At 61.0% G+C, this 19481-nt stretch carries 27 protein-coding genes; 21 read left to right on the top strand and 6 right to left on the bottom strand.

The window, feature by feature from the left end:
* Nucleotides 1-16: 16 nt before the first annotated feature.
* From HX812_RS03005 to HX812_RS02970, 8 genes are all read left to right on the top strand, one after another.
* Complete coding sequence (locus HX812_RS03005; protein WP_010209550.1) at nt 17-778, top strand: alpha/beta fold hydrolase; 762 nt, start codon at nt 17-19, stop codon at nt 776-778.
* Between the two features lie 26 nt (nt 779-804).
* Nucleotides 805-1077, top strand: coding sequence for a hypothetical protein (locus HX812_RS03000; protein WP_038850270.1), 273 nt, complete (start codon nt 805-807; stop codon nt 1075-1077).
* 54 nt (nt 1078-1131) lie between these two features.
* Nucleotides 1132-1956: a DUF692 domain-containing protein gene (locus HX812_RS02995; RefSeq protein ID WP_038850271.1), complete on the top strand. Its 825-nt coding sequence runs from the start codon at nt 1132-1134 to the stop codon at nt 1954-1956.
* A complete protein-coding gene (locus HX812_RS02990) occupies nt 1953-2702 on the top strand; it encodes a DNA-binding domain-containing protein (RefSeq protein ID WP_038850272.1) in 750 nt (249 codons plus the stop codon). Before HX812_RS02995 ends, HX812_RS02990 begins: the two co-directional genes overlap by 4 nt.
* Nucleotides 2695-3147 (top strand): alpha/beta fold hydrolase, encoded by a 453-nt coding sequence (locus HX812_RS02985; protein WP_050572494.1) that lies wholly within the window; start codon nt 2695-2697, stop codon nt 3145-3147. Before HX812_RS02990 ends, HX812_RS02985 begins: the two co-directional genes overlap by 8 nt.
* Before the next feature lie 86 nt (nt 3148-3233).
* A complete protein-coding gene (locus HX812_RS02980; RefSeq protein ID WP_038850273.1) occupies nt 3234-4598 on the top strand; it encodes an MFS transporter in 1365 nt (454 codons plus the stop codon).
* A 47-nt stretch (nt 4599-4645) separates the two neighbouring features.
* Nucleotides 4646-5776: an MFS transporter gene (locus HX812_RS02975; RefSeq protein WP_038850274.1), complete on the top strand. Its 1131-nt coding sequence runs from the start codon at nt 4646-4648 to the stop codon at nt 5774-5776.
* 16 nt (nt 5777-5792) lie between these two features.
* On the top strand, nt 5793-6260 hold the full coding sequence (locus tag HX812_RS02970) for an MEKHLA domain-containing protein (RefSeq protein WP_235165510.1): 468 nt from the start codon (nt 5793-5795) through the stop codon (nt 6258-6260).
* Here the strand turns inward: HX812_RS02970 and HX812_RS02965 are convergent.
* On the bottom strand, nt 6257-6778 hold the full coding sequence (locus HX812_RS02965) for a DUF3087 family protein (protein ID WP_038850276.1): 522 nt from the start codon (nt 6776-6778) through the stop codon (nt 6257-6259). The two genes, HX812_RS02970 and HX812_RS02965, sit on opposite strands and share 4 nt — an antisense overlap.
* Before the next feature lie 114 nt (nt 6779-6892).
* Between HX812_RS02965 and HX812_RS02960 the strand changes: the two genes are divergently transcribed.
* From HX812_RS02960 to HX812_RS02950, 3 genes are all read left to right on the top strand, one after another.
* Nucleotides 6893-7069, top strand: a complete 177-nt coding sequence (locus HX812_RS02960) for a hypothetical protein (RefSeq protein ID WP_016979666.1) — start codon at nt 6893-6895, stop codon at nt 7067-7069.
* Nucleotides 7070-7083: 14 nt separating this feature from the next.
* The gene (locus HX812_RS02955; RefSeq protein WP_038850277.1) at nt 7084-7284 is read left to right on the top strand and encodes a DUF6021 family protein; all 201 of its coding nucleotides are present in this window, start codon (nt 7084-7086) and stop codon (nt 7282-7284) included.
* Between the two features lie 308 nt (nt 7285-7592).
* Complete coding sequence (locus HX812_RS02950; protein ID WP_038850278.1) at nt 7593-8039, top strand: GNAT family N-acetyltransferase; 447 nt, start codon at nt 7593-7595, stop codon at nt 8037-8039.
* A 36-nt stretch (nt 8040-8075) separates the two neighbouring features.
* Here the strand turns inward: HX812_RS02950 and HX812_RS02945 are convergent, their stop codons facing one another.
* On the bottom strand, nt 8076-8339 hold the full coding sequence (locus HX812_RS02945; protein WP_038850279.1) for a hypothetical protein: 264 nt from the start codon (nt 8337-8339) through the stop codon (nt 8076-8078).
* Here HX812_RS02945 and HX812_RS02940 point away from each other — a divergent pair.
* Nucleotides 8332-8847 carry a GNAT family N-acetyltransferase gene (locus HX812_RS02940; protein ID WP_038850280.1) on the top strand — a complete coding sequence of 172 codons (516 nt, stop codon included), beginning with the start codon at nt 8332-8334 and terminating at the stop codon, nt 8845-8847. The genes HX812_RS02945 and HX812_RS02940 overlap by 8 nt on opposite strands.
* Nucleotides 8848-9137: 290 nt before the next feature.
* Here the strand turns inward: HX812_RS02940 and HX812_RS02935 are convergent, their stop codons facing one another.
* Nucleotides 9138-9368: a hypothetical protein gene (locus tag HX812_RS02935; protein ID WP_038850281.1), complete on the bottom strand. Its 231-nt coding sequence runs from the start codon at nt 9366-9368 to the stop codon at nt 9138-9140.
* A 114-nt stretch (nt 9369-9482) separates the two neighbouring features.
* Nucleotides 9483-10370, bottom strand: coding sequence for a LysR substrate-binding domain-containing protein (locus HX812_RS02930; protein ID WP_038850282.1), 888 nt, complete (start codon nt 10368-10370; stop codon nt 9483-9485).
* Between the two features lie 107 nt (nt 10371-10477).
* Between HX812_RS02930 and HX812_RS02925 the strand changes: the two genes are divergently transcribed.
* A complete protein-coding gene (locus tag HX812_RS02925) occupies nt 10478-10801 on the top strand; it encodes a carboxymuconolactone decarboxylase family protein (protein ID WP_038850283.1) in 324 nt (107 codons plus the stop codon).
* 6 nt (nt 10802-10807) lie between these two features.
* Complete coding sequence (locus tag HX812_RS02920) at nt 10808-11182, top strand: tautomerase family protein (protein ID WP_038850284.1); 375 nt, start codon at nt 10808-10810, stop codon at nt 11180-11182.
* A gap of 104 nt (nt 11183-11286) precedes the next feature.
* Here the strand turns inward: HX812_RS02920 and HX812_RS02915 are convergent, their stop codons facing one another.
* Nucleotides 11287-11523, bottom strand: a complete 237-nt coding sequence (locus HX812_RS02915) for a DUF6555 family protein (RefSeq protein WP_016979650.1) — start codon at nt 11521-11523, stop codon at nt 11287-11289.
* A 120-nt stretch (nt 11524-11643) separates the two neighbouring features.
* Between HX812_RS02915 and HX812_RS02910 the strand changes: the two genes are divergently transcribed.
* On the top strand, nt 11644-12468 hold the full coding sequence (locus HX812_RS02910; RefSeq protein WP_038850285.1) for an arylamine N-acetyltransferase: 825 nt from the start codon (nt 11644-11646) through the stop codon (nt 12466-12468).
* Nucleotides 12469-12612: 144 nt separating this feature from the next.
* Here the strand turns inward: HX812_RS02910 and HX812_RS02905 are convergent, their stop codons facing one another.
* Entirely contained in the window at nt 12613-13164 is a 552-nt protein-coding gene (locus HX812_RS02905) for an RNA polymerase sigma factor (protein WP_080642447.1), read from the bottom strand.
* Nucleotides 13165-13646: 482 nt separating this feature from the next.
* Between HX812_RS02905 and HX812_RS02900 the strand changes: the two genes are divergently transcribed.
* From HX812_RS02900 to HX812_RS02875, 6 genes are all read left to right on the top strand, one after another.
* Nucleotides 13647-14564, top strand: coding sequence for an anti-sigma factor (locus tag HX812_RS02900; protein WP_038850286.1), 918 nt, complete (start codon nt 13647-13649; stop codon nt 14562-14564).
* 51 nt (nt 14565-14615) lie between these two features.
* Entirely contained in the window at nt 14616-15641 is a 1026-nt protein-coding gene (locus tag HX812_RS02895) for a catalase family peroxidase (protein ID WP_038850287.1), read from the top strand.
* Nucleotides 15642-15719: 78 nt separating this feature from the next.
* Nucleotides 15720-16733: a type VI secretion system protein TssA gene (gene tssA / locus HX812_RS02890; protein ID WP_038850288.1), complete on the top strand. Its 1014-nt coding sequence runs from the start codon at nt 15720-15722 to the stop codon at nt 16731-16733.
* A 37-nt stretch (nt 16734-16770) separates the two neighbouring features.
* Complete coding sequence (gene tssB / locus HX812_RS02885; RefSeq protein ID WP_033896857.1) at nt 16771-17271, top strand: type VI secretion system contractile sheath small subunit; 501 nt, start codon at nt 16771-16773, stop codon at nt 17269-17271.
* A 78-nt stretch (nt 17272-17349) separates the two neighbouring features.
* Nucleotides 17350-18849 (top strand): type VI secretion system contractile sheath large subunit, encoded by a 1500-nt coding sequence (tssC, locus tag HX812_RS02880; protein ID WP_033896856.1) that lies wholly within the window; start codon nt 17350-17352, stop codon nt 18847-18849.
* Nucleotides 18850-18871: 22 nt separating this feature from the next.
* Nucleotides 18872-19354, top strand: a complete 483-nt coding sequence (locus HX812_RS02875) for a type VI secretion system tube protein Hcp (RefSeq protein ID WP_016978511.1) — start codon at nt 18872-18874, stop codon at nt 19352-19354.
* Nucleotides 19355-19481: the final 127 nt, after the last annotated feature.

Genomic DNA, 19481 nt, shown 5'->3' with positions numbered 1-19481 from the left:
TTGATGGAGATTTCCAATGCGTATGCTTTCTTCCCTGGCCATTGCCATGGCCCTGACTGTCCCGATGCTGGCCCAGGCGGCCGATGCCCCGCAGCCCGGCACCGGTAAAAGCGTGGTGATCGTGCCCGGTTCGTTTGTCGACGGTTCCGGCTGGCGTGTGGTGCACGACATCCTGATTCACAAGGGCTACAAGGTCACCGTGGTGCACCAGGGCCACGAGAGCCTGGCCGCCGATGTGGCCGAGGCCCGCGAGGTGCTGGAGCAGCAAGTCGGCCCGGTGGTGCTGGTGGGTCACAGCTCCGGTGGCGGGGTGATCTCGATTGCCGGTGACCGCGACAAGGTCAAGTCGCTGGTCTACGTCTCGGCGTTGCAGCCGGAAGTGGGCGAGAACATGGCCCAGTTGATCGGCTCGATGCCGGCGCCCAGCGATGACATCAAGGCCAGCCGCGACGGTCATCTGTTCTTCGACCGTACCAAATTCAACGCCGACTTTGCGGCCGACCTGACCACCAACCGCACCGACTTCATGGCCGCCTCCCAAGTGCCGGCGACCACTGCCTTGTTCGGCGGCACCGTGTGGGCCGCGGCCTGGCACAAAAAACCGACCTACGCCGTGGTCTCCACCGAAGACCGCGCCCTGAGCCCGGACCTGCAACGCTGGATGTACAAGCGTGCCGGTTCCAAGGTCACCGAAATCAAGGCCAGCCACTCGGTGTACATCTCCCAGCCTGAGGCTGTGGCGAAAGTCATCGAAGACGCTGCGTCCGTTATCAAGTAATTCACCCCAACCCCGGAGAAGCACCCATGAACACTGCACTCAAATCCCGTCTTAGCCTCGCTGCCGCTGCTGCCCTGATCGCCATGGCTTCGGCTTCGTTCGCCACCGCTGCCAGCGCCGCCGACCAGCCGGAAAAACCCGGCCGCTGCTACGGCGTCAACACCTGCAAAGGCACCAGCCTGTGCGCCACCGCCAAGAACGACTGCAAAGGCCTCAACAGCTGCAAAGGCGAAGGCGTGATCGTCAAGACCCCGTCCGAGTGCCTCAAGGCCGGCGGCACCCTGACCGAACCGAAGTAATCCACCCGGCGGGCCCCTCGTGGGCTCGCCACTTATTCTTTGCGGAGATCCGCCATGTCGACATCCAACCCGCACTTTTCAGGCTACGGCCTGGGCCTGCGCAAGGAGCATTACTGCGACTTCCTGGAGACCTCGGTGCCCGTGGATTTCGTCGAAGTGATCTCCGAAAACTTCATGGTCGCGGGCGGCCAGCCCCGGCACATTTTACGTCAGGTGCGCGAACGGTACCCGGTGGCGCTGCACGGTGTGTCCATGTCCATCGGCACCGCCGAAGGGCTGGACGGGGATTACTTGAAGCGCCTCAAGTCACTGGTAGACGAGGTTGAACCGCTGTTCGTGTCCGACCATCTGAGCTGGTCGCGCAGCGGTGGCTTCAATTCCCATGACTTGCTGCCAGTGCCGTACACCGAAGAGGCACTGGACCGGGTCTGCGCCAACATCCAGCAAGCCCAGGACGTGCTGGGCCGCACCATGCTGTTCGAGAACCCGTCGAGTTACCTGGCGTTCGAAGGCGCCTCCATGACCGAGTGGGAATTTATCGCGGCCATGGCCCGGCGCACCGGCTGCGAGCTGCTGCTGGACGTCAACAATGTGTTCGTGAGTGCCAGCAACCACGGTTTCGACGCCCAGGCGTTTCTCAAGGGTATTCCTGCCGAACGTGTGCGCCAGGTGCACTTGGCCGGCCACAGTCAAGGCCGCGACATCTTGATCGACAGCCATGACAGCCCGGTGTGCACCGGCGTCTGGGAGCTGTACGCCCAGGCCATGACCCGGCTGGGGCCGGTGGCGACCATGATCGAGCGCGACGATGAGATCCCGCCACTGGCCGAGCTGCTCCAGGAATTGGCCATGGCCCGCACGTTGGGAGCGCAACGATGAACCTGGCACAGCTACAACAGACCTTTCGCAGCTGGTTGGTGAGTGCCTCGGATGAATCCGCGCAGGCGCTGGGCAATCATCACGCCGGCCTGGCGGTGTACCAGAACAACTACCGCGCGCAGTTGGTGGGTTGCCTGGAGCAGGCGTTTCCCAACCTGCGCCGTTGGGTCGGGGAAGAGGCCTTCCTGGCCGCAAGCATCACCCATATCGACAACCATCCGCCCCACGCCTGGACGCTGGACGCGTATCCGGAGGGCTTCTACGCCACCTTGAAGGACGTATTCCCGCGCAACCCCGATGTGCATGAACTGGCCTGGATCGAGTCGGCCCTGAATGAAGCCTTTGTCGCCGCCGATGCACAGCCGTTGGCCCTGGAGGCCTTGGCCGAGCTGGATTGGGACACGGCCGTGTTGCAACTGACGCCGTCGTTGCGCTGCCACGCCCTGACCACCAATGCCGAAGCCATCTGGTCGGCGCTGTGGCAGGAAGCGCCCGCGCCGGAAGCGGTGATGCTGGAACAAGCGGGCGGCTTGCTGGTGTGGCGGCGGCAGTTCACGTCGCGTTTGCGCCAGGTAGATGCGCTGGAACTACTGGCCGTGCAACAGCTACAGGCCGACGGCAGTTTCGCCGGGCTGTGTGAGTTCCTGGTGCAGCGCCTGGGGGAAGAAGCGGGTGTGATGCAGGCAGGGGAATACCTGGCCGGTTGGCTGGGCAGTGAATTAATAGTGGGAGTCCGTCATGTTTGATCGTCGTGGTTTTTTGCTGTTGGCAGCAGTGGTGATGGCCGCACCGGCATTGGCCGTGCAGCAGGTGAGCACCGATGACGGCGAGATCCGTTATGAAGCCTTCGGGCCGGAGGAGGGCCGGGCGATTATCTTGCTGGCGGCGGATGTGAACGCGTTTGCAGCGGTCAGCGGACCGTTGGCGGCTCAGGGTTTTCGGGTGATTGTCCCCAACCTGCGCGGGCAGGATGAGGCGGCGCAAGGCCAGGATGTGCTGGAACTGATGAACGCGTTGCATATCCCCGAGGCGGTGTTGGCGGGTGTGGAGGCGGGCGGGCGAGTGGCCGTGCGTGCCGCGGCATTGAAACCGAGCCGCTGTGTGGGCCTGGTCACCTTGAACAGCGCACCCCAGGCCGGTTTCGCCGAAGCGGTAGAGGTGATGGCCAAGACCGGGCACTGGCGAACATGAAAATACTGACAGCCAGCCAATCCAGCACTGAAAAAATTCGCCGCAGCCCTTAATCTAAACGCCTTTGTCACCTGCGCGGATTGTCCATGTCTTCTGTTGCCGATGGGTTGCCCCTCAATAAACGCCTGCCGGCCGTGATGGCGATCTCCCTGGGGATCGGCATGGCGACCCTGGACACGGCCATCGTCAACACGGCGTTGCCGACCCTGGCCGAGGGGATTGGCACCGATTCCGCCTCGGTAATTTGGGTGGTGAATGCCTACCAGTTGGCGATTATCGCCACGGTGCTGCCGTTTGCGTCCCTCAGTGATGTGCTGGGGCATCGCCGGGTGTACCTCGGCGGGTTGCTGCTGTTTATTGTCTCGTCGCTGTTTTGCGGGCTGGCCGGGTCGCTGGTCTCCCTGACGGCGGCGCGGGTGGTGCAGGGGCTGGGCGCGGCGGCGATCATGAGCGTGAACACGGCGCTGCTGCGGCATATCTACCCGTCAAAAATGCTCGGTCGGGGGCTGGGTTACAACTCGCTGGTGGTGGGGTTGGCGTTTACCCTGGGCCCGACCGCCGCATCGGCGATTCTGTCGGTGGCGACCTGGCACTGGCTGTACCTGATCAACGTGCCCTTGGGTTTGCTGGCGCTGGCGCTGGGCCTGCGCTCGTTGCCGACCCTGCCGATGACCGGGCACGCGTTCGATCGCCTTGCCGCGTTGTTGTGCGCGGGGCTGTTTGCGTTGTTGGTGTTGGGTTTGGGCACGGCGGTGCACGGCGCCCAGGGCGCGTTGACCTTGGGCCTGATCGCCGTGGCGCTGGTGTGCGGCACATTGCTGCTGCGGCGCCAGGCCGGGCACCCGGCGCCGATGCTCGCGCTGGATCTGTTCAAGCGTCCGGTGTTTGCCTTGTCATCCCTCACTGCCATTTGCGCGTTCAGTGCCCAGGGCCTGGCGTTTGTGTCGCTGCCGTTCCTGTTGCAGGCGGTGCTGGGGCATAGCCAGGTGGAAACCGGTTTCCTCATGACGCCGTGGCCCGCGGTTGTGGCGATAATGGCGCTGGTGGCGGGGCGCCTGGCTGACCGCGTGAACCTGGGCGTGCTGTGCGGCATCGGCCTGTTGATGCTCAGCGTGGGCATGGCCGCGCTCGCGACCCTGGGCAGCGGTGCATCGGCATTGGATATCGGCTGGCGCATGGCGTTATGTGGGGCGGGTTTCGGCTTCTTCCAGTCACCCAATCTCAAGGCCTTGATGACCAGCGCGCCGTTGGCCCGCAGCGGCGGGGCGAGTGGCATCGTGGCGATTTCGCGGTTGTTGGGGCAGACGTTGGGCGCGTCGTTGGTGGCCTTGTGTTTCCACCTGTCCCTGGGCAGCGGGCCGCAATATGCACTGTGGCTGGGCTGCGGGTTTGCCTTGGTCGGTGCGGTGGCCAGTGGTCTGCGGTTGTTTCCCTATGGGAAAAAGGGCTGATTAACGCTACCGTGGCGACCTGAATATTTCGGGATGTTTCCAGATTTATGTCCAGCCTGGCCCTCCGCACCGCTGATACCCATTCCCGCCGCGCCGCTCTGACCCTGGCGTTATGCCTGCCCAGCGACGTGTTGCTCTACCTGCTGCTGCCGATGGAATCCCAGGCCTTCGGCATCACCCTGGCCCAGGCCGGTGTGCTGCTGGCGGCCAACCGCCTGGTGCGGATTTTCGGCTATCGCCATGTGCTCAATTTCTACGCGCGCAACGGCGACCGCCTGACCTGCATGATCGCCGCCGGCGCTGCCACTCTGTGCGCCGTGGGCAACTCGCTTTTGTCCGGCTTCGCCGCCTTGCTCTGCCTGCGCCTGGTGTGGGGCCTGTGTTTTGCTGCGTTGAACCTGTCGACCCAAGTATTGGCCACCTCGGAACCCGCCGGTGCCGCACGCCGGGCCGGGCGTTCCCGCGCGCTGATCGCCCTGGGGCCGATGCTGGCGTTGCCCCTGGGCGGCTGGCTGACATTGATGGCCGGGCCGCGTCCGATCTTTCTGATTCTGGCCGGCTGCTGCCTGGTGGGCTTGTGGATGGCGCGCGGCTTGCCTACGGTCGGGCATGACTTGCACAGCACGCCGGGGCGGCGCTTCAAGTGGCCGGACAGCGTGGCGATGTGGTCGTTTATCGAGGGGGTGGCGCTGGACGGGCTGTTTATCTTCGGCCTGTCGATCCAGGCGCAGAAGCTGCTGGGCGGCGATGCGGTGCTGATCGCCGGTGGCCTAATGGCGCTGCGGTACGTCTCGGAAATGCTCCTGAGCCCCCTGGGCGGTCGTGCGGCCCAGCGGTTTGGCGCAACCTCGATGCTGCTGCTGTTTTCGTTCCTGAGTGCCCTGGCCCTGACCGCATTCGGCAGTTACTGGGTGATTGTCGGCGCGGCGGCGGTGCTGGTGTTGCGTGCGCTGCAACTGCCGCTGGTGACGACATTGGTCGCCGAGCGCAACCCCGGTTCCCTGCGCGTGTCGGCGCTGGCTTCAAATGCTGTGTGGCGCGATATCGGCGCAGGCCTCGGGCCCTTGCTCGCCGGCTTGCTGCTGCCGATCGCCTCGGCGCCCTGGGTGTTTGGCCTGGCCGGTGCGGCCATTGCCGTCAGCGCGGTGTTCTGCTGGCGGGCAAAGATTTCCAACTGACGATGTGAGGTTGTGCGTGTCCCATCAAGAAGACTTCGTAGGCGTGCTGGACAAGGCGTATCGACACTGGACCGGCCAGGGACTGCCGGCCCCCGACCACCTCGACCCGCAACAGCGCCTGGCCTGGCTGCACCGCGACGCGCCCTACAGCCTGCTCGCCCATGACGGCGCCGCAGACCCGCGTTTTACCTACGTGAATGACTGCGCGTTGCAGTGCTTCAAATACCCGCGCGAGCGCTTCATCGATATGCCTTCACGCTTCAGCGCCTCGGAACTCGACCGCGCCGCGCGCCAGGTGCTACTGGAGCAAGTCACCGCCAACGGCATCGCCGCCGGTTACAGCGGTTGGCGCGTAGATGCCTTTGATCAGCCCTTCATGATCCACGCCGGGGTAGTGTGGACCCTGCTCGACGACGCCGGGCAACCCTGCGGCCAGGCCGCGCTGTTTTGGCCCGACGCGCAACGCATCGGCGTGCTGGCCTAAGCGCTTTTAAAGGCCTCCAGCCAGGCGGGGTCGAACCGGGTCTGCTCGGGATCGATCCCCAGCGCCTGCATCTTGGCCTTATGCGCCTCGACCTCAGCGACCAGTTGCACCTGGGCGCTGGAGTTGGCGTCCAGCTCATGCATCTGCGTCAGGCCCAAGTGATAAAAACGCAGCACCTTGATCGCCGTCGGGTCATTCGCCTGCACCCGCTCGGTGACCTTGTGCATCACATTGGTCACGCTCATCAGGTTGCGCTTGAGCTGCCAGCCATACACCGCCGCCGCCAGCCACGGCTGGCTCCAGAACGGCCCGCGCACCAGCGCCACCGTAATCAGCACCCCGGCGAACACACCGCCGACATTAAAGCGGAAATTATCCCCGCCAGGCTGGCCAAACAGCATCACCGCCAGGCTCGACAGCAACATCGCCAAGGCCAGGAACAGCACCGCCACAATCAACGTGCTGCGCCGGGTCTGTTGGCGGAAGGTGACAGGGTCGCAGGGTTTGAGCTCGAACATCCGGTTCATGCCTCCAGAAGGGGCGCGCATCATCTCACGCCTAGGCAAACAAGTTGAACGATGGCGCACGGCGGTTTCTCTAAACCTGTGTAGACCCCTTCGAGGTGAACCATCATGTCCGACTACAACCAGCCACCGCCCGGCACCCCAAACCCTGACCGCACACCCGGAGAAGAAGAGCGCGACAACGATGCGTTGCGCCCCAACGACCCGGCAGAGCGTCAGGACGACGACGTGGAACGCGTCGAGGAAGACCTGGAAAACCTGCATGACAAGGCCCGCCCACTCTGAACGAGGAGAACGCCGTGAGTAACCCACCCAAAGGCCCGGCTTCGGGCGAACATTCCAGTGGCAAGGATGAACTGGGGTTTGACCCGGATTCGCCGGATGTGGCGGATCCGCAGGTGGATCCTATCGGACCGGCGATTGCGCCGTTGGATAAGGAGAAGAAACACAGGGATGAGAAAAAGCCGCCTTACGACCCGTTGGGCGACTTGAAGCCTTGAGTCTGTGCGACCTTCCCATACCTGCATCCTGCAGAAGGTAAGGAGTTGACCGGCACCAGTCAGTCACTGACCATTGGTCGTCCACATGCCTGACGGCTGTAGCGGGGAGCTCGACCGGGAGCTCCTGACCTTCCTGCGCTACGTGTGGAATTTCGACCGTGACTCGCGCCCTGGCATCGAGAAGACGCGCCCGGCGGTGGGGCCAGAGGTGCCAACTGTCCAGTTGCAAAATCGCCGGCAAATAGAGGCGTTGCTCTAGGGTTTTCCAGCCGCGCCGCCAGTGTTTTTTGCCAAGCCAGGGAGTACGGATGAACCAGGCGGAGATTCAACCGATCACACACCTACCGCCACAGATTGCAGACCTTGAGAAGGCGGCGGTGGCTGAGGGTTTCAGGTTTCTTACCCGATTGATCTCGGAGTGGCAGTCAGGCGCTAATCGCTTCGATGCGCCTGGAGAGTGCCTGATGGCAGCGTACTTGAACGAGCGAATGGTGGGGATCGGGGGGCTTTCAGTTGATCCCTACGCTGAGGCCAGTGTCGGGAGGTTGCGACGTGTGTACGTGGTGCCTGGTTCTAGGGGGCAGTATGTTGGTCAGAGGCTGGTGAATGCGCTGCTTGTTCATGCTGCTTTGCACTTTAGAAGCGTGAGGCTTAATACCGATACTGTCGAGGGAAGCGCGTTTTACCTGCGCTGTGGCTTTGTGCGGGTAGAGGATGGGGGTGCGACTCATAGGGTGGAGTTGAGTAACGATTGATGTGGGTAGGTTTTGGCCAGAAGCGGACATTCGTGTCTACGTCCGCTGCGGGTGCTCGTAATTCGGCAGCTCGATCGCATCACCCTTCGGAGAAAGGATTTTTCCGAATAAGGTCCTTAATCCCGATGCGGTGCCGCACAGTCCCAGACTTGTGCCCGCGCCGCTGATGGCCGAAAAGGGGACAGATTTATTTTTCCAGAAATAAATCTGCCCCCTTTCCCGGAAGAAACGATCAGCATGATACTTTTCTTGGACATGAACGGAGTGCTGCACCTCTGATAAGGAAACTACAATGCCCATCGATACCCGCGAAATCTGCATTCAGTCGCCACGCCTGAGTATTGAGCCATTCTGCGCGCAGGACGCTGTTGAATCCTTCGCTTGTATAACTGCGTCGTTGACGCGCTACATGTCGTGGGAACCATCTGCCTCTCTTGATGAGTATGCAAAAGTCTGGCGGCAGTGGCTGCCTTCAATCGCAGATGGCAGCGACTTTGTGTTCGCGATTAGACAACTAGACGAAGCTCGTTTTACTGGCCTGGCTGGGTTACATGATACCCACAGTGAAACACCGGAACTGGGTATCTGGATTCGTGAAGATAAACACGGGTTGGGCTTTGGATGTGAAGCGGTCCAAGCGATTGTTCAGTGGGCCAGCCAGCGACTGGTAGCAAAAACTTTCATCTACCCCGTTGCGACGGACAACCATGCGAGTCGACGTATTGCCGAGGCTCTGGGTGGGATCATCTTCGAAACGCGCACATCAGCCAAATACGACTCGGTTGTTTACCAAATACCACCGGTGTAATCATCTTTATCAAGCCCGTCGACGTACTGCTTCTGGCCGAAAGCAGTCGTTCGTGAGTGGCAGCTCTCGGCCAGAATCTGTCATCTAGACTCAAAAAAATCCACCCACTAACCCCGCTTTTTAACCGGCACAGCCCAATGCCTCAGCCCTTCCTCAGCATACTTGCCCAGGCCTGTGTCGAACTGCTGCGCCATAAGCTCCAACGCTACCTTCGAATCGCCAGAGCCAATACGCGCTAATGCATAAGCGCACTTGCGCTGGAACTCTTCCAGGTTGCCCCACCTGATCAGTTATTCGAAATTCTTCTGCGCGGCTTGCGCAATCGCGGGCGTCGCGCAGTTTTCCCCGATTAGCCCCAACTCAAAAACGATATCTTCATGCTCTTCATGCCAGTCTTCCAACAGGAGTTTCGCCAAAAGTGGCGCGGTCCTTTGTGCGTCGACACCGGCGAGTGCAGCCCAGAAGGCCGTACTGTCTTTGGCTCGCAAGGCGAACTCGGCTTTCTCATACAGCCCGCTCATGGGAACGTCGCTCCTGGCTATAAACAGATGTGTGGAAAACTGCTGGGGTTTGGATTTATGTAGCCCACTCTAATCCATTGCCGTCGTCCGAGTTGAACCCTCGGGTGCTTTCGATCATTTCGTAAGCGTGAATCGAAACGCCTGCTCTTGCAGGCTCGTTTTGATTAACGCGATCAATTGTTGGGTGGCGGGACTCGGGTCGTCGTTATCGCAGTGAAGCACATAGCCAAGGCTTGGCACGGGGGGCAAGCCCGATACAACGGTCAAGTGGTTCGGCAGCCCAATGCGGGTTCGCAGTGTCAGGCCCAGTCCGGCGGCGACGGCAGCCCAGATACCGCCGACGCTGGGGCTGGTCAGGGCAATTCGCCAGGGAATGTGTGCGGCATCCAGCGCTTGGGTGGCGGCGCTGCGCAATAGGCAAGGCGCGTCGAACAGGATCAAAGGCAACGGTGAGTCGTCAAGGGCCGTCAGCAGTGGTGTATCGCGGGCGCCGATCCAGTGCATCTGTGTTTCGCCCAGATGTGTGGCATAGGGTGACGTGTGCCCGGTGTCCCAGGTCAGGGCGAGGTCCAGATTGGAGCGTTCGACCAGCGCCAGCAGTTCGGCGTTACGGGCGATCCTGACTTCGAGACTGACCCTCGGGTAAGCCTGGACGAAACGTCGCAGGATATCGCTCAGGAAATGCTCGCCAAAGTCTTCTTGAAGCCCGAGGCGTAGGGTTCCGGCGGTTTGGCCTTCGTGTAGAGTCTGAAAAATGCCGTCGTTCAGCTCCAGCAAACGGCGGGCATGACTGAGCAGTGTTTCTCCCGTGGGGGTCAAGGCCAGCCCGCGGCCGGACTTGGCCAGGATCGGCGTACCGACCTGCTCTTCGAGTTTCTTCAATTGGGCGCTGATGGCAGACGTCGAACGACCGAGACGATCCGCCGCTCTGGCAAAACTGTTGAACTCCACGCCGGTGACGAAGGTACGCAATACGTCAAGATCGAAGGTTGGGCGGCGCATTCAACGGTCCACTAATTCGGGATTATGGGTGCTATTAAATCTGATATTCGGGACTATCGCGAGTTGATAGTTTTTCCTCGTCAATAGGGACTTTAGGGGGAAAAACGATGATCACGGGGCGAGAACACCAGCGCAGCTACCCGCAAAAATTTGCCGAGCTGACTGACGACGTATTGTTTGGTGACATGTGGACGCGTACGCAATTGAGTCCCCGTGAGCGCAGCCTGGCGACAGTGGCCGCGCTGGTGGCGATGTACCGTCTGGAACAGCTGCCTTTTCATTTGAAACGTGCACTGGATAACGGCTTGAGTGTTGAGGAGCTGGCAGAGGTCATCACCCATCTGGCGTTTTATTCAGGTTGGCCAACAGCCGCCTCGGCGTTGAATGTGCTCAGTGAACTACAGGCCAGCCTTCCAACACCTCAGGAGTAACCGTTGATGCCGTTTGCACGAATTTCACTGCACCGTGGGAAGTCGGTCGAGTATTTACACGCGCTGTCTGACGGGTTGCACGACGCCTTGGTCGAGAGCTTCGAGGTGCCGAAGACTGATCGCTTCCAGGCTATTCACCAACATGAGGTTGGCGAGCTGATATTCGACCCCCATTACTTGGGTGGGCCGCGTAGCCATGATTTTGTGCTGATCGCGATAACCGCCGGCCGTCCTCGAAGTGTTGAGACCAAGCAGCGTTTTTACCGCGATCTGGTTGAAAAATTGGAGCGGGCGACGGGACTGAACGCCGAGGATGTGATGGTGGTGATTTCGACTACAGCCGGTGACGAGTGGTCGTTTGGAGGCGGGCGGGGCAACTAGCCTGCAAGTTTATGCATCGCCTGTACGGATGGCCGAAAGGCGTCATTTACGAATAGCTGCGACTACCCAGAAAGCCCCGCCTCACCCAGCGGGGCTTTCCCCCCTCACTTCGGCGCCACCCACGTCACCTCCGTAATCCCAAACTTCTCTGCCCACGGTCGGGTCGTCTTCTTCACTTGTTCATGCCCAACCCGCCCCACGCGGCTTACATGGGCGATATCGGCATCCACCGCCGCCCAGTGCCAGGCTTCGGCGTTGTTCATCACTTCGGCGCGCACCACAAAGGATTTTGGTTTGCCGTGCAGCTGGTAGTTGATGGTGTAGATTTTTGCGGTACTCATGTTGCCTCCCTGTGTTGTTATAGATGGATAGGGCAGCGTTCAAAAAGGTTCATTCAAAATGACAATCTGTCTGTCGGCGCGGCATAGTGTCGCCTTCCTCCCGCGCCCAAGGATTGCGCCATGTCACTGTTGATCCATAGCCGCCTCTATCTGCAACGCCTGGGTTATGACTCGCCGCCAGCGCCGACCTTGCACACCTTGCGGGAGCTGCAACTGCGTCATGTGTGCACCTTTGCGTTCGAGAACCTGTCCAGCCTGATGCGCCTGCCGGTGCCAATCGATTTGGCCAGTGTCGAGCAGAAAGTGCTGCTGGAGGGGCGGGGTGGGTATTGCTACGAGTTGAACCAGATTTTCCTGGCGTTGTTGCAGGAACTCGGCTTTGACGCGCGCGGCATCACCGGGCGGGTGGTGATGGGTGGGCCGCCGGATGCGCGGACGGCGCGTACCCATCGCTTGAGCCTGGTGACGTTGGATGGCGTGCGCTATATCACCGATGTCGGCTTTGGCGGCATGGTGCCCAGCAGTCCGTTGTTGTTGGACACCGAGGCGGTGCAGTCCACGGCGCATGAGCCTTATAGACTGAGCTTCGACGGGCAGGGCAGTTACACCCTGTGGGCGCAAGTGGCCGAGGAGTGGCGCGGCCTGTATGTGTTCGATCTGCAAGTGCAGGCGGTCATCGATTATGAAATCGGCAACTGGTATGTCTCCACCCACCCGGACTCGGTATTCGTTGGCCAATTGAAGGTTGCACGATTGGCTGCGGGTAGACGGCACACGCTGAACAATGCCAACTATGCAATTCACTACCTGGACCGGCCGAGTGAAAAGCGCGCGCTCGCCAGTGCCGACGAGGTGCTGCAGGTGTTGACGGAAACTTTCGAGATTCGTGTACCGGTCACGCTGGAGCTGCGGGCAGCCCTTGACGGCTTGCTAGTGACCCATTGATTGAGATAGAGCCTTCGCTGAACCTGAAGGGCGACGTGCCGGTGGCGGCGGGCGAGGCTGGGTCCCTGCGCCTTTCGCGGCAAGGGGGGAGGGGTGGCGTAGTCCTTAGGGTGGTCCCGTTCAGGACGCCAGTTTAGAGCGGTTTCAGCTCGCGGAAGAACTCTCCGGTCGAGCGCGCAAAGGTTTGCTTTTCGGCGAATCAAAAAGCGTGCCGATCGCCTGACGCGCACGGGACAGCCGGCTCATGATGGTGCCGATCGGCAGGTCGAGCATTTCGGCGGCTTCCTTGTAGCTGAAGCGCTCCACGCCCACCAGCAGCATCACTTCGCGCTGGCCATCGGGGAGTTTTTGTACCGCTTCGATGATCTGGCGGTGCATCAGGTCGGACTCCGGGTTGGGCGCCTCGGGGTCGCTGACGGTTTCGAGGAATTCGTCGTTCCAGTCCATGCGCGAACGGCTGCGCACTTTGCGTGAACGCAGTTCGTTGATCCAGGTGGAGTGCACGATGGAAAACATCCAGCTCAGTACCGAGGTGTCGGGTTGCAACTGATGGGCCCGTTCCAGCGCGCGGACACAGGCGAGCTGGACCAGGTCCTCGGCATCATGCTTGTCGCCGGAAATGCGCAACGCAAAGGCCCACAGGCGTGGCAACAGTTCGGGAAGCAGTGCGGGTAAATCAGCACCGGTGATCGACATATTTCCTCTTATTATTTCTTGATGCCTAAAATGGAGCGGTCAGGCTACGAGGTCGATACCGTAGCGGATGCCTGTGTCGCGGCGTCCTTTTTGCGGTGCTGAGGGTCCTGGGTGTCGAAGAATTGTATCAAGATGCTGACAAAGTGTACCGATTTGGATCGTCATTGAAAGGTTAATGACAGCTTATGCAGGTTACAGGCCAATGATTCTGGCAGCCGTGTCAGGAAAAATACCCTGACACGGAGTGAAACATATAAGATTTATCAGGCCCTGGGAATATTTTAGATTCCAGGGTGTTCTCTTAAAGTATTTGTGCGTGTCACCGAGTATTCGCCGCTTGCTTTAAAGTTTTTTGACTTGTTGCAACCGTGAAGCTGATATCAATATGATGGCTTGTCGCTACCCGCCGGCTCGCCGCTTCGGCCCACAAGGCTGAGAATCACCCTGCAGAAACTGATGAATACAAACGGAGAGAAAAACCCATGGTAGCGGATGATGCCTTGCTAATGGCCTATGTTGACGGCGAGCTTTCGTCGCAACAGAACCAGGAGCTAGAGCGGCTCATAGACGCTTCACCGGACCTGGCTGAACGAGTCTCCCGGTTGATGGCTTCGTGCCTGCCTTATGAGGAAGCCTTTGCCCGGCAGAACCTGCCGCCGGTGCCTGAAAGTCTCAAGCTCAACATTGCTGCGTTGGCGGCTCAGCACACGGCTGAACCGGCTCCTTCCCGTAGCGCTGAAGTTTCCGACGAAAAGACAGACAGCGTTTTCTCCCGCCTGTTCGCATTCTTCCAACCTAAATTTGCATGGCCCGCGCTGACGTTCGTTGCCGGTGCAGCCTGTTATGCCTTGGTGCTTCAAGTTGGTGCATTCAGCGGTGCGCTGAAGCCGGGTATCGAGACCACCGCGCCCGCCGTTGCCCAGGCCTCGCCATGGGTTCAACAGGCGGCTGCCTACCAGCATCTGTACACCCGTGAAACCGTGGCCTACGGCGCGCAACCGACGGATGCCATTACCAAGACCCTCGCGGATATCCGTGATATCGACGGCCTGGCCCTGCGCGTTCCCGACCTCAGTTCCGCCGGCCTGACGTTCAAGCGCGTGCAGCGCCTGCGCTTCAACAACAAGGCGCTGATCCAGTTGGTGTACCTGCCGGCCAATGGCGCGCCGGTGGCCTTGTGCGTGATGAAAGAGCCCAAGCCCGATCAGTCCATCACCCAGCAAAGCGTCGCGCAAATGAACGTAGTAACGTGGCGCCAGTCTGAACTGGGCTACGCCCTGATCGGCGAGCCCGAAGGTGTGGACCTTAACGCCGTTGCCCGACTTGTCGCCGACCGAAGTGCCGCCCAGTTGTTTGCCGGGGCGCCGTCACCGATGTGGATCGCCGCGCTCCAGAAATAACCATGCTGGGGTCGGGCATTGGTTCCCGATGCCGTGATCCCAGATAGCGCGATGAAAAGAACTTTTCCGCTGCAAAAACACCTCCGTTTGTCCTTCGCCCTGGCTGTCGCAGTGATCGCCGGCATCGGTATGTGGCTGTTGTATTCGCCGTCACCCTCCGCTGCAAAGATCGTCGATGAAATGGAGGCCGTCGCGGGCGGTGCCCATCCCGGGTTTCGGCGTAACCATGCCAAGGGCCAGTGCATCAGCGGCCACTTTGAAAGCAACGGCAATGCGACAGAGGTTTCCCACGCCGCCATGTTGCAGCGCGGCACAGTGCCGTTGATCGGTCGCCTGTCCGCTGCCGGGGGTGACCCGGCCCAGGCCGACGTGCACGGCATGATCCGCAGCATGGCGTTGCGCCTGGCGGGCTCGGAGGGCGACGCCTGGTACATGGCGATGAATTCCGTGCCGGTGTTCCCGGTCAACACCCCCGAAGGTCTTTACCAGCAGTTGCGCGCCTCGATGCCGACCTATGGCGATAACGCTCCGGACCCGCAAAAGATGCAGGCCTTCAAGCGCGCCCATCCGGAGATGCGCCCGTTCGAACAATGGCTCGCTGACCATCCAGGCTCTTCCGGTTTTGATAACACCACGTACTACAGCGTCAACGCCTTTCGCATGATCAACGCCCAGGGCCAGGAACGGTTCGTGCGTTGGAGCATGGTGCCCGAGACACCGTACAAAGCAATCACCGCCGCGCAGCGCAGCGACCCCGACTTCCTCGCCTTCGGCTTTGCCACGCAACTGGAGCAGGGGCCGGTACGCTGGCACCTGATTATCACGCTGGCCGATCCTGGCGATGTCACCACCGATGCCACCGTGCGCTGGCCCGAGGGGCGTCGGCAGATCGATGCCGGTGTGCTGGTGATCGATGACCAGCAAGCCCAGGTCGACGGTGCGTGCCGCGACATCGACTTCAACCCGCTGGAGTTGCCAGCGGGGATTGCGCCTTCGGATGACCCGCTGCTGCTGGCGCGCAAGGCGGCCTATGCCGAATCCCATCGCCGGCGCATCAGCGAAGAGCGCCTGCGTTAAGAATTTTTCCAAGCCCTCGGAATAAATCATTTCCCTCGCTTGTTCTATTCCCAGAACAACTTGAACGAGGGAATTGCGATGGGCCTGCCCACCGACGCTCAACCACTGGATTTCACCGCGCTGGCCTTGCCCCTGGGCGAGGCAAATGGCGGCGGCGTGAACGTCGAATACGACCCTGAATTCCTCGAGCTGGAAGAAGAAGCCCTGGGCAAGCCCGAGGTGCAATACGGCGACACCATCACCCAAGCCATCGAACCGAACTGGAAGCGGGTGATGTTGCTGGCCTTGCCGCTGCTGGAGCGTAGCCGCGACCTGCGCCTGGCAATCTGGCTGACCCGCGCCCAGCTCAACCTGCACGGTATCTCCGGCCTGGCTGCGGGCCTGCAACTGATCCATGGGTTGCTGGAACACTGCTGGGATGGCCTGCATCCCCAACTTGATCCCGATGATGACCACGACCCGCTGCTGCGCATCAACATCCTGGCGTTTCTCTGCGAGCCGTCCGGGTTGTTGCGCGACCTGCTGGGCACGCCGTTGATCACGGCACGCAGTGTGGGCAGCTTGAGCCTGCGCCAGATCGACCTGGCCACCACCGAACCCAGCGGTGACCTCAGCCCGGCCGTGATCGAAGGCGCGTTGGCCGAGGCGGACCCACTTGAGCTTAACGCCACCGAAACCGCTTTGGCCCAGGCCCTGGCGCTGAGTGTGCAGATCGAGCAGCTGCTCACGGAGAAAGTCGGCGTCGGCCGCGCTATCGATCTGAGCAGCCTGGCCACACTGTTGCGGCGTGCCGGTGACGTGATCCGTCGTCCGCAACTGGATGTGGCAGCACCGGTTATCACGGCCGATGCCCCGGCCTTAACGCCGCAACCCAACCGTGGCGAGATCAACAGCCGTGAAGACGCGCGCCAGACGCTCGACCGCCTGTGCATCTATTTCCAGACCCACGAACCGGCCAGCCCCGTGCCGTTCCTGCTGCAACGGGCGAAGAAACTGATCGACAAGAATTTCATGGAATTGCTGCAAGACCTCGCTCCCGATGGTCTTGCGCAACTGGCGCTGGTCAGCGGTATTCGCAACAGCGACAACTGACCCTTTTGTATCAAACCCACTCACCGGAGCTCGTCCTGTGGCCAAAGAAAGCAGTCAGAAGTTTATCGCTCGCAACCGGGCGCCACGTGTGCAGATCGAATACGACGTGGAGATCTACGGCTCGGAAAAAACCGTGCAGTTGCCCTTCGTGATGGGGGTGTTTTCCGACCTCTCCGGCAAACCCGCCGAGCCGTTGCCGCCGGTGGCCGAGCGCAAGTTTTTGGAAGTCGACATCGACAACTTCGACGAGCGCCTCAAATCGATGAAGCCGCGCGTGGCGTTCCAGGTGCCCAACACTCTGAGCGGCGAGGGCAACCTGCCGGTGGAGATCACCTTTGAAACCATGGACGATTTCAGCCCGGCTGCCATCGCACGCAAGGTGCCCAGCCTCAACCAACTGCTCACCGCGCGCAGCCAATTGTCCAACCTGCTGACCTACATGGACGGCAAGGTGGGTGCCGAGGAACTGCTGGCCAAACTGCTCGCCGACCCGAGCGTGATGCAGGCTTTGAGCACTGCGCCCAAACAGCCTGAATAACTGAATAACCGCTGACTCTGCCGGAGCCTCGTTTGCCCCGGTACGGGGAGGCTTTGCCCAAAATTCGAGGAAACCGTCATGTCCACTCCGCAATCGGAACAGGCCGGACAGCCGCTGGTCACCACCGAGTTCGACGCCGGCGACTTCGCCAGCCTGTTGCAAAAAGAGTTCAAGCCCAAGACCGACAAAGCCAAGGAAGCGGTGGAAACCGCCGTGCGCACCCTGGCCGAGCAAGCGTTGCAAGGCACTCAGCTGATGCCCCACGACGTGCTGGGCACCATCGAAGGCCTGATCGCCGCCCTCGACCAGAAGCTTACCGAACAGGTCAACCACATCCTGCACCACGAGGAATTCCAGGGCGTGGAAAGCGCCTGGCGTGGCCTGCATTACCTGGTCAACAACACCGAGACCGACGAGTCGCTGAAGATCCGCGTGATGAACATTTCCAAGAACGAAGTGCACAAGACGTTGCGCAAGTTCAAGGGCGTGGCCTGGGACCAGAGCCCGATCTTCAAGAAACTCTACGAAGAGGAATACGGCCAGTTCGGTGGCGAGCCCTATGGCGCGTTTGTGGCCGACTACTACTTCAACAACAGCGCCCCGGACGTGGAGCTGTTGACCCAGATGGCCCGCGTCAGTGCGGCGGCGCACTGTCCGTTGATCACCGCCGCCGACCCCAGCGTGATGCTGATGGAGTCGTGGCAGGAACTGGCCAACCCGCGCGACCTGACCAAAATCTTCCAGACCCCGGAACACGCAGCTTGGCGCAGCTTCCGTGCCAGTGAAGATTCGCGTTATGTGGGTCTTGCGATGCCGCGTTTCCTGTCCCGCGCGCCTTACGGTGCCAAGACCAATCCGGTGGAAGCGTTCGACTTCGAAGAAACCACCGACGCCGCTGGCGCCAAGGACTTCACCTGGGCCAACGCCGCCTATGCCATGGCCGTGAACATCAACCGCTCGTTCAAACACTACGGCTGGTGCTCGCAGATTCGCGGCATCGAATCCGGCGGTGTGGTGGAAGGGCTGCCGGTGCATACCTTCCCGACCGATGACGGCGGCGTCGACATGACCTGCCCGACTGAAATCGCCATCAGCGACCGCCGTGAAGCGGAACTGGCGAAGAACGGTTTCATGCCGCTGGTGCACAAGAAGAACAGCGACCTGGCGGCCTTCATCGGCGCGCAGTCGATGCACAAGCCGGCCGAGTACGAAGACCCGGACGCCACCGCCAACGCCAACCTGGCCGCGCGCCTGCCGTACCTGTTCGCCACCTGCCGGTTCGCCCACTACTTGAAGTGCATCGTGCGCGACAAGATCGGCTCGTTCAAGGAGCGCGACGACATGCAGATCTGGCTCAACAACTGGATCGGCCGCTACGTGGAACACAACCCGGCCACCGCCACCGACGCTGACAAAGCACGCAAGCCACTGGCCGGCGCTGAAGTGGTGGTGGAAGAAATCGAAGGCAACCCCGGCTACTACGGCGCCAAGTTTTTCCTGCGCCCGCACTACCAGCTCGAAGGCCTGACCGTGTCCCTGCGCCTGGTCTCCAAGCTGCCGTCCACCAAATCCAACTGATCAACCCTGAAAGGTAACCACCATGATTTTGCTGAACTTCAAAGGCACCCAGATCAAAGGCACTTCCACCGTCGACGGGCACAAGGACTGGATCACCATCGATGCGATCCAGATGGGTGTCGGCCGGGCGATATCCACCAGCGGCGGCGGCGCCGACCGCGACACCAGCAACCCGTCGTTCTCGGAAATCTCCATGACCAAGGTCACCGACCTGGCCTCCGCCGACCTGTTCATGCAGGCCGTGTGCGGCAAGAGCCTGGGTGATGCCGAGATCCACTTCATCCAGACCGGCGGCCCGGACAAGAAGCAACAGGTGTTCCTCAAGTTGATCCTCGGCAGCGCGATCATCAGTTCCTACTCCGCCAGCAGCAACGGCGAGCGCCCGAGCGAAACCATCTCGATCAACTTCACCACCATCAGCTACGAGTTCGACTCCTTCACCGGCGACACCGTGATCACCGGCACACCGAAGAAGTGGGACCTGGAAAAGAACCAGAAAATCTGATGCGGCAGTCTTCGGTGTGGGTATAGAGCCTGTTGTGTTTGTGCTGAGCAGGCTTCTTGTGGCGAGCATGCTTCTGTGGTGAGCGGGCTCACCACAGCAAGCCCGCTCACCACAACCACACCCACAA

It is taken from the genome of Pseudomonas sp. IPO3749 (genome assembly GCF_013386605.1).
Classification (GTDB): Bacteria; Pseudomonadota; Gammaproteobacteria; order Pseudomonadales; family Pseudomonadaceae; genus Aquipseudomonas; species Aquipseudomonas azotoformans_A.
This window is presented reverse-complemented; position numbering and strand designations above follow the sequence as displayed.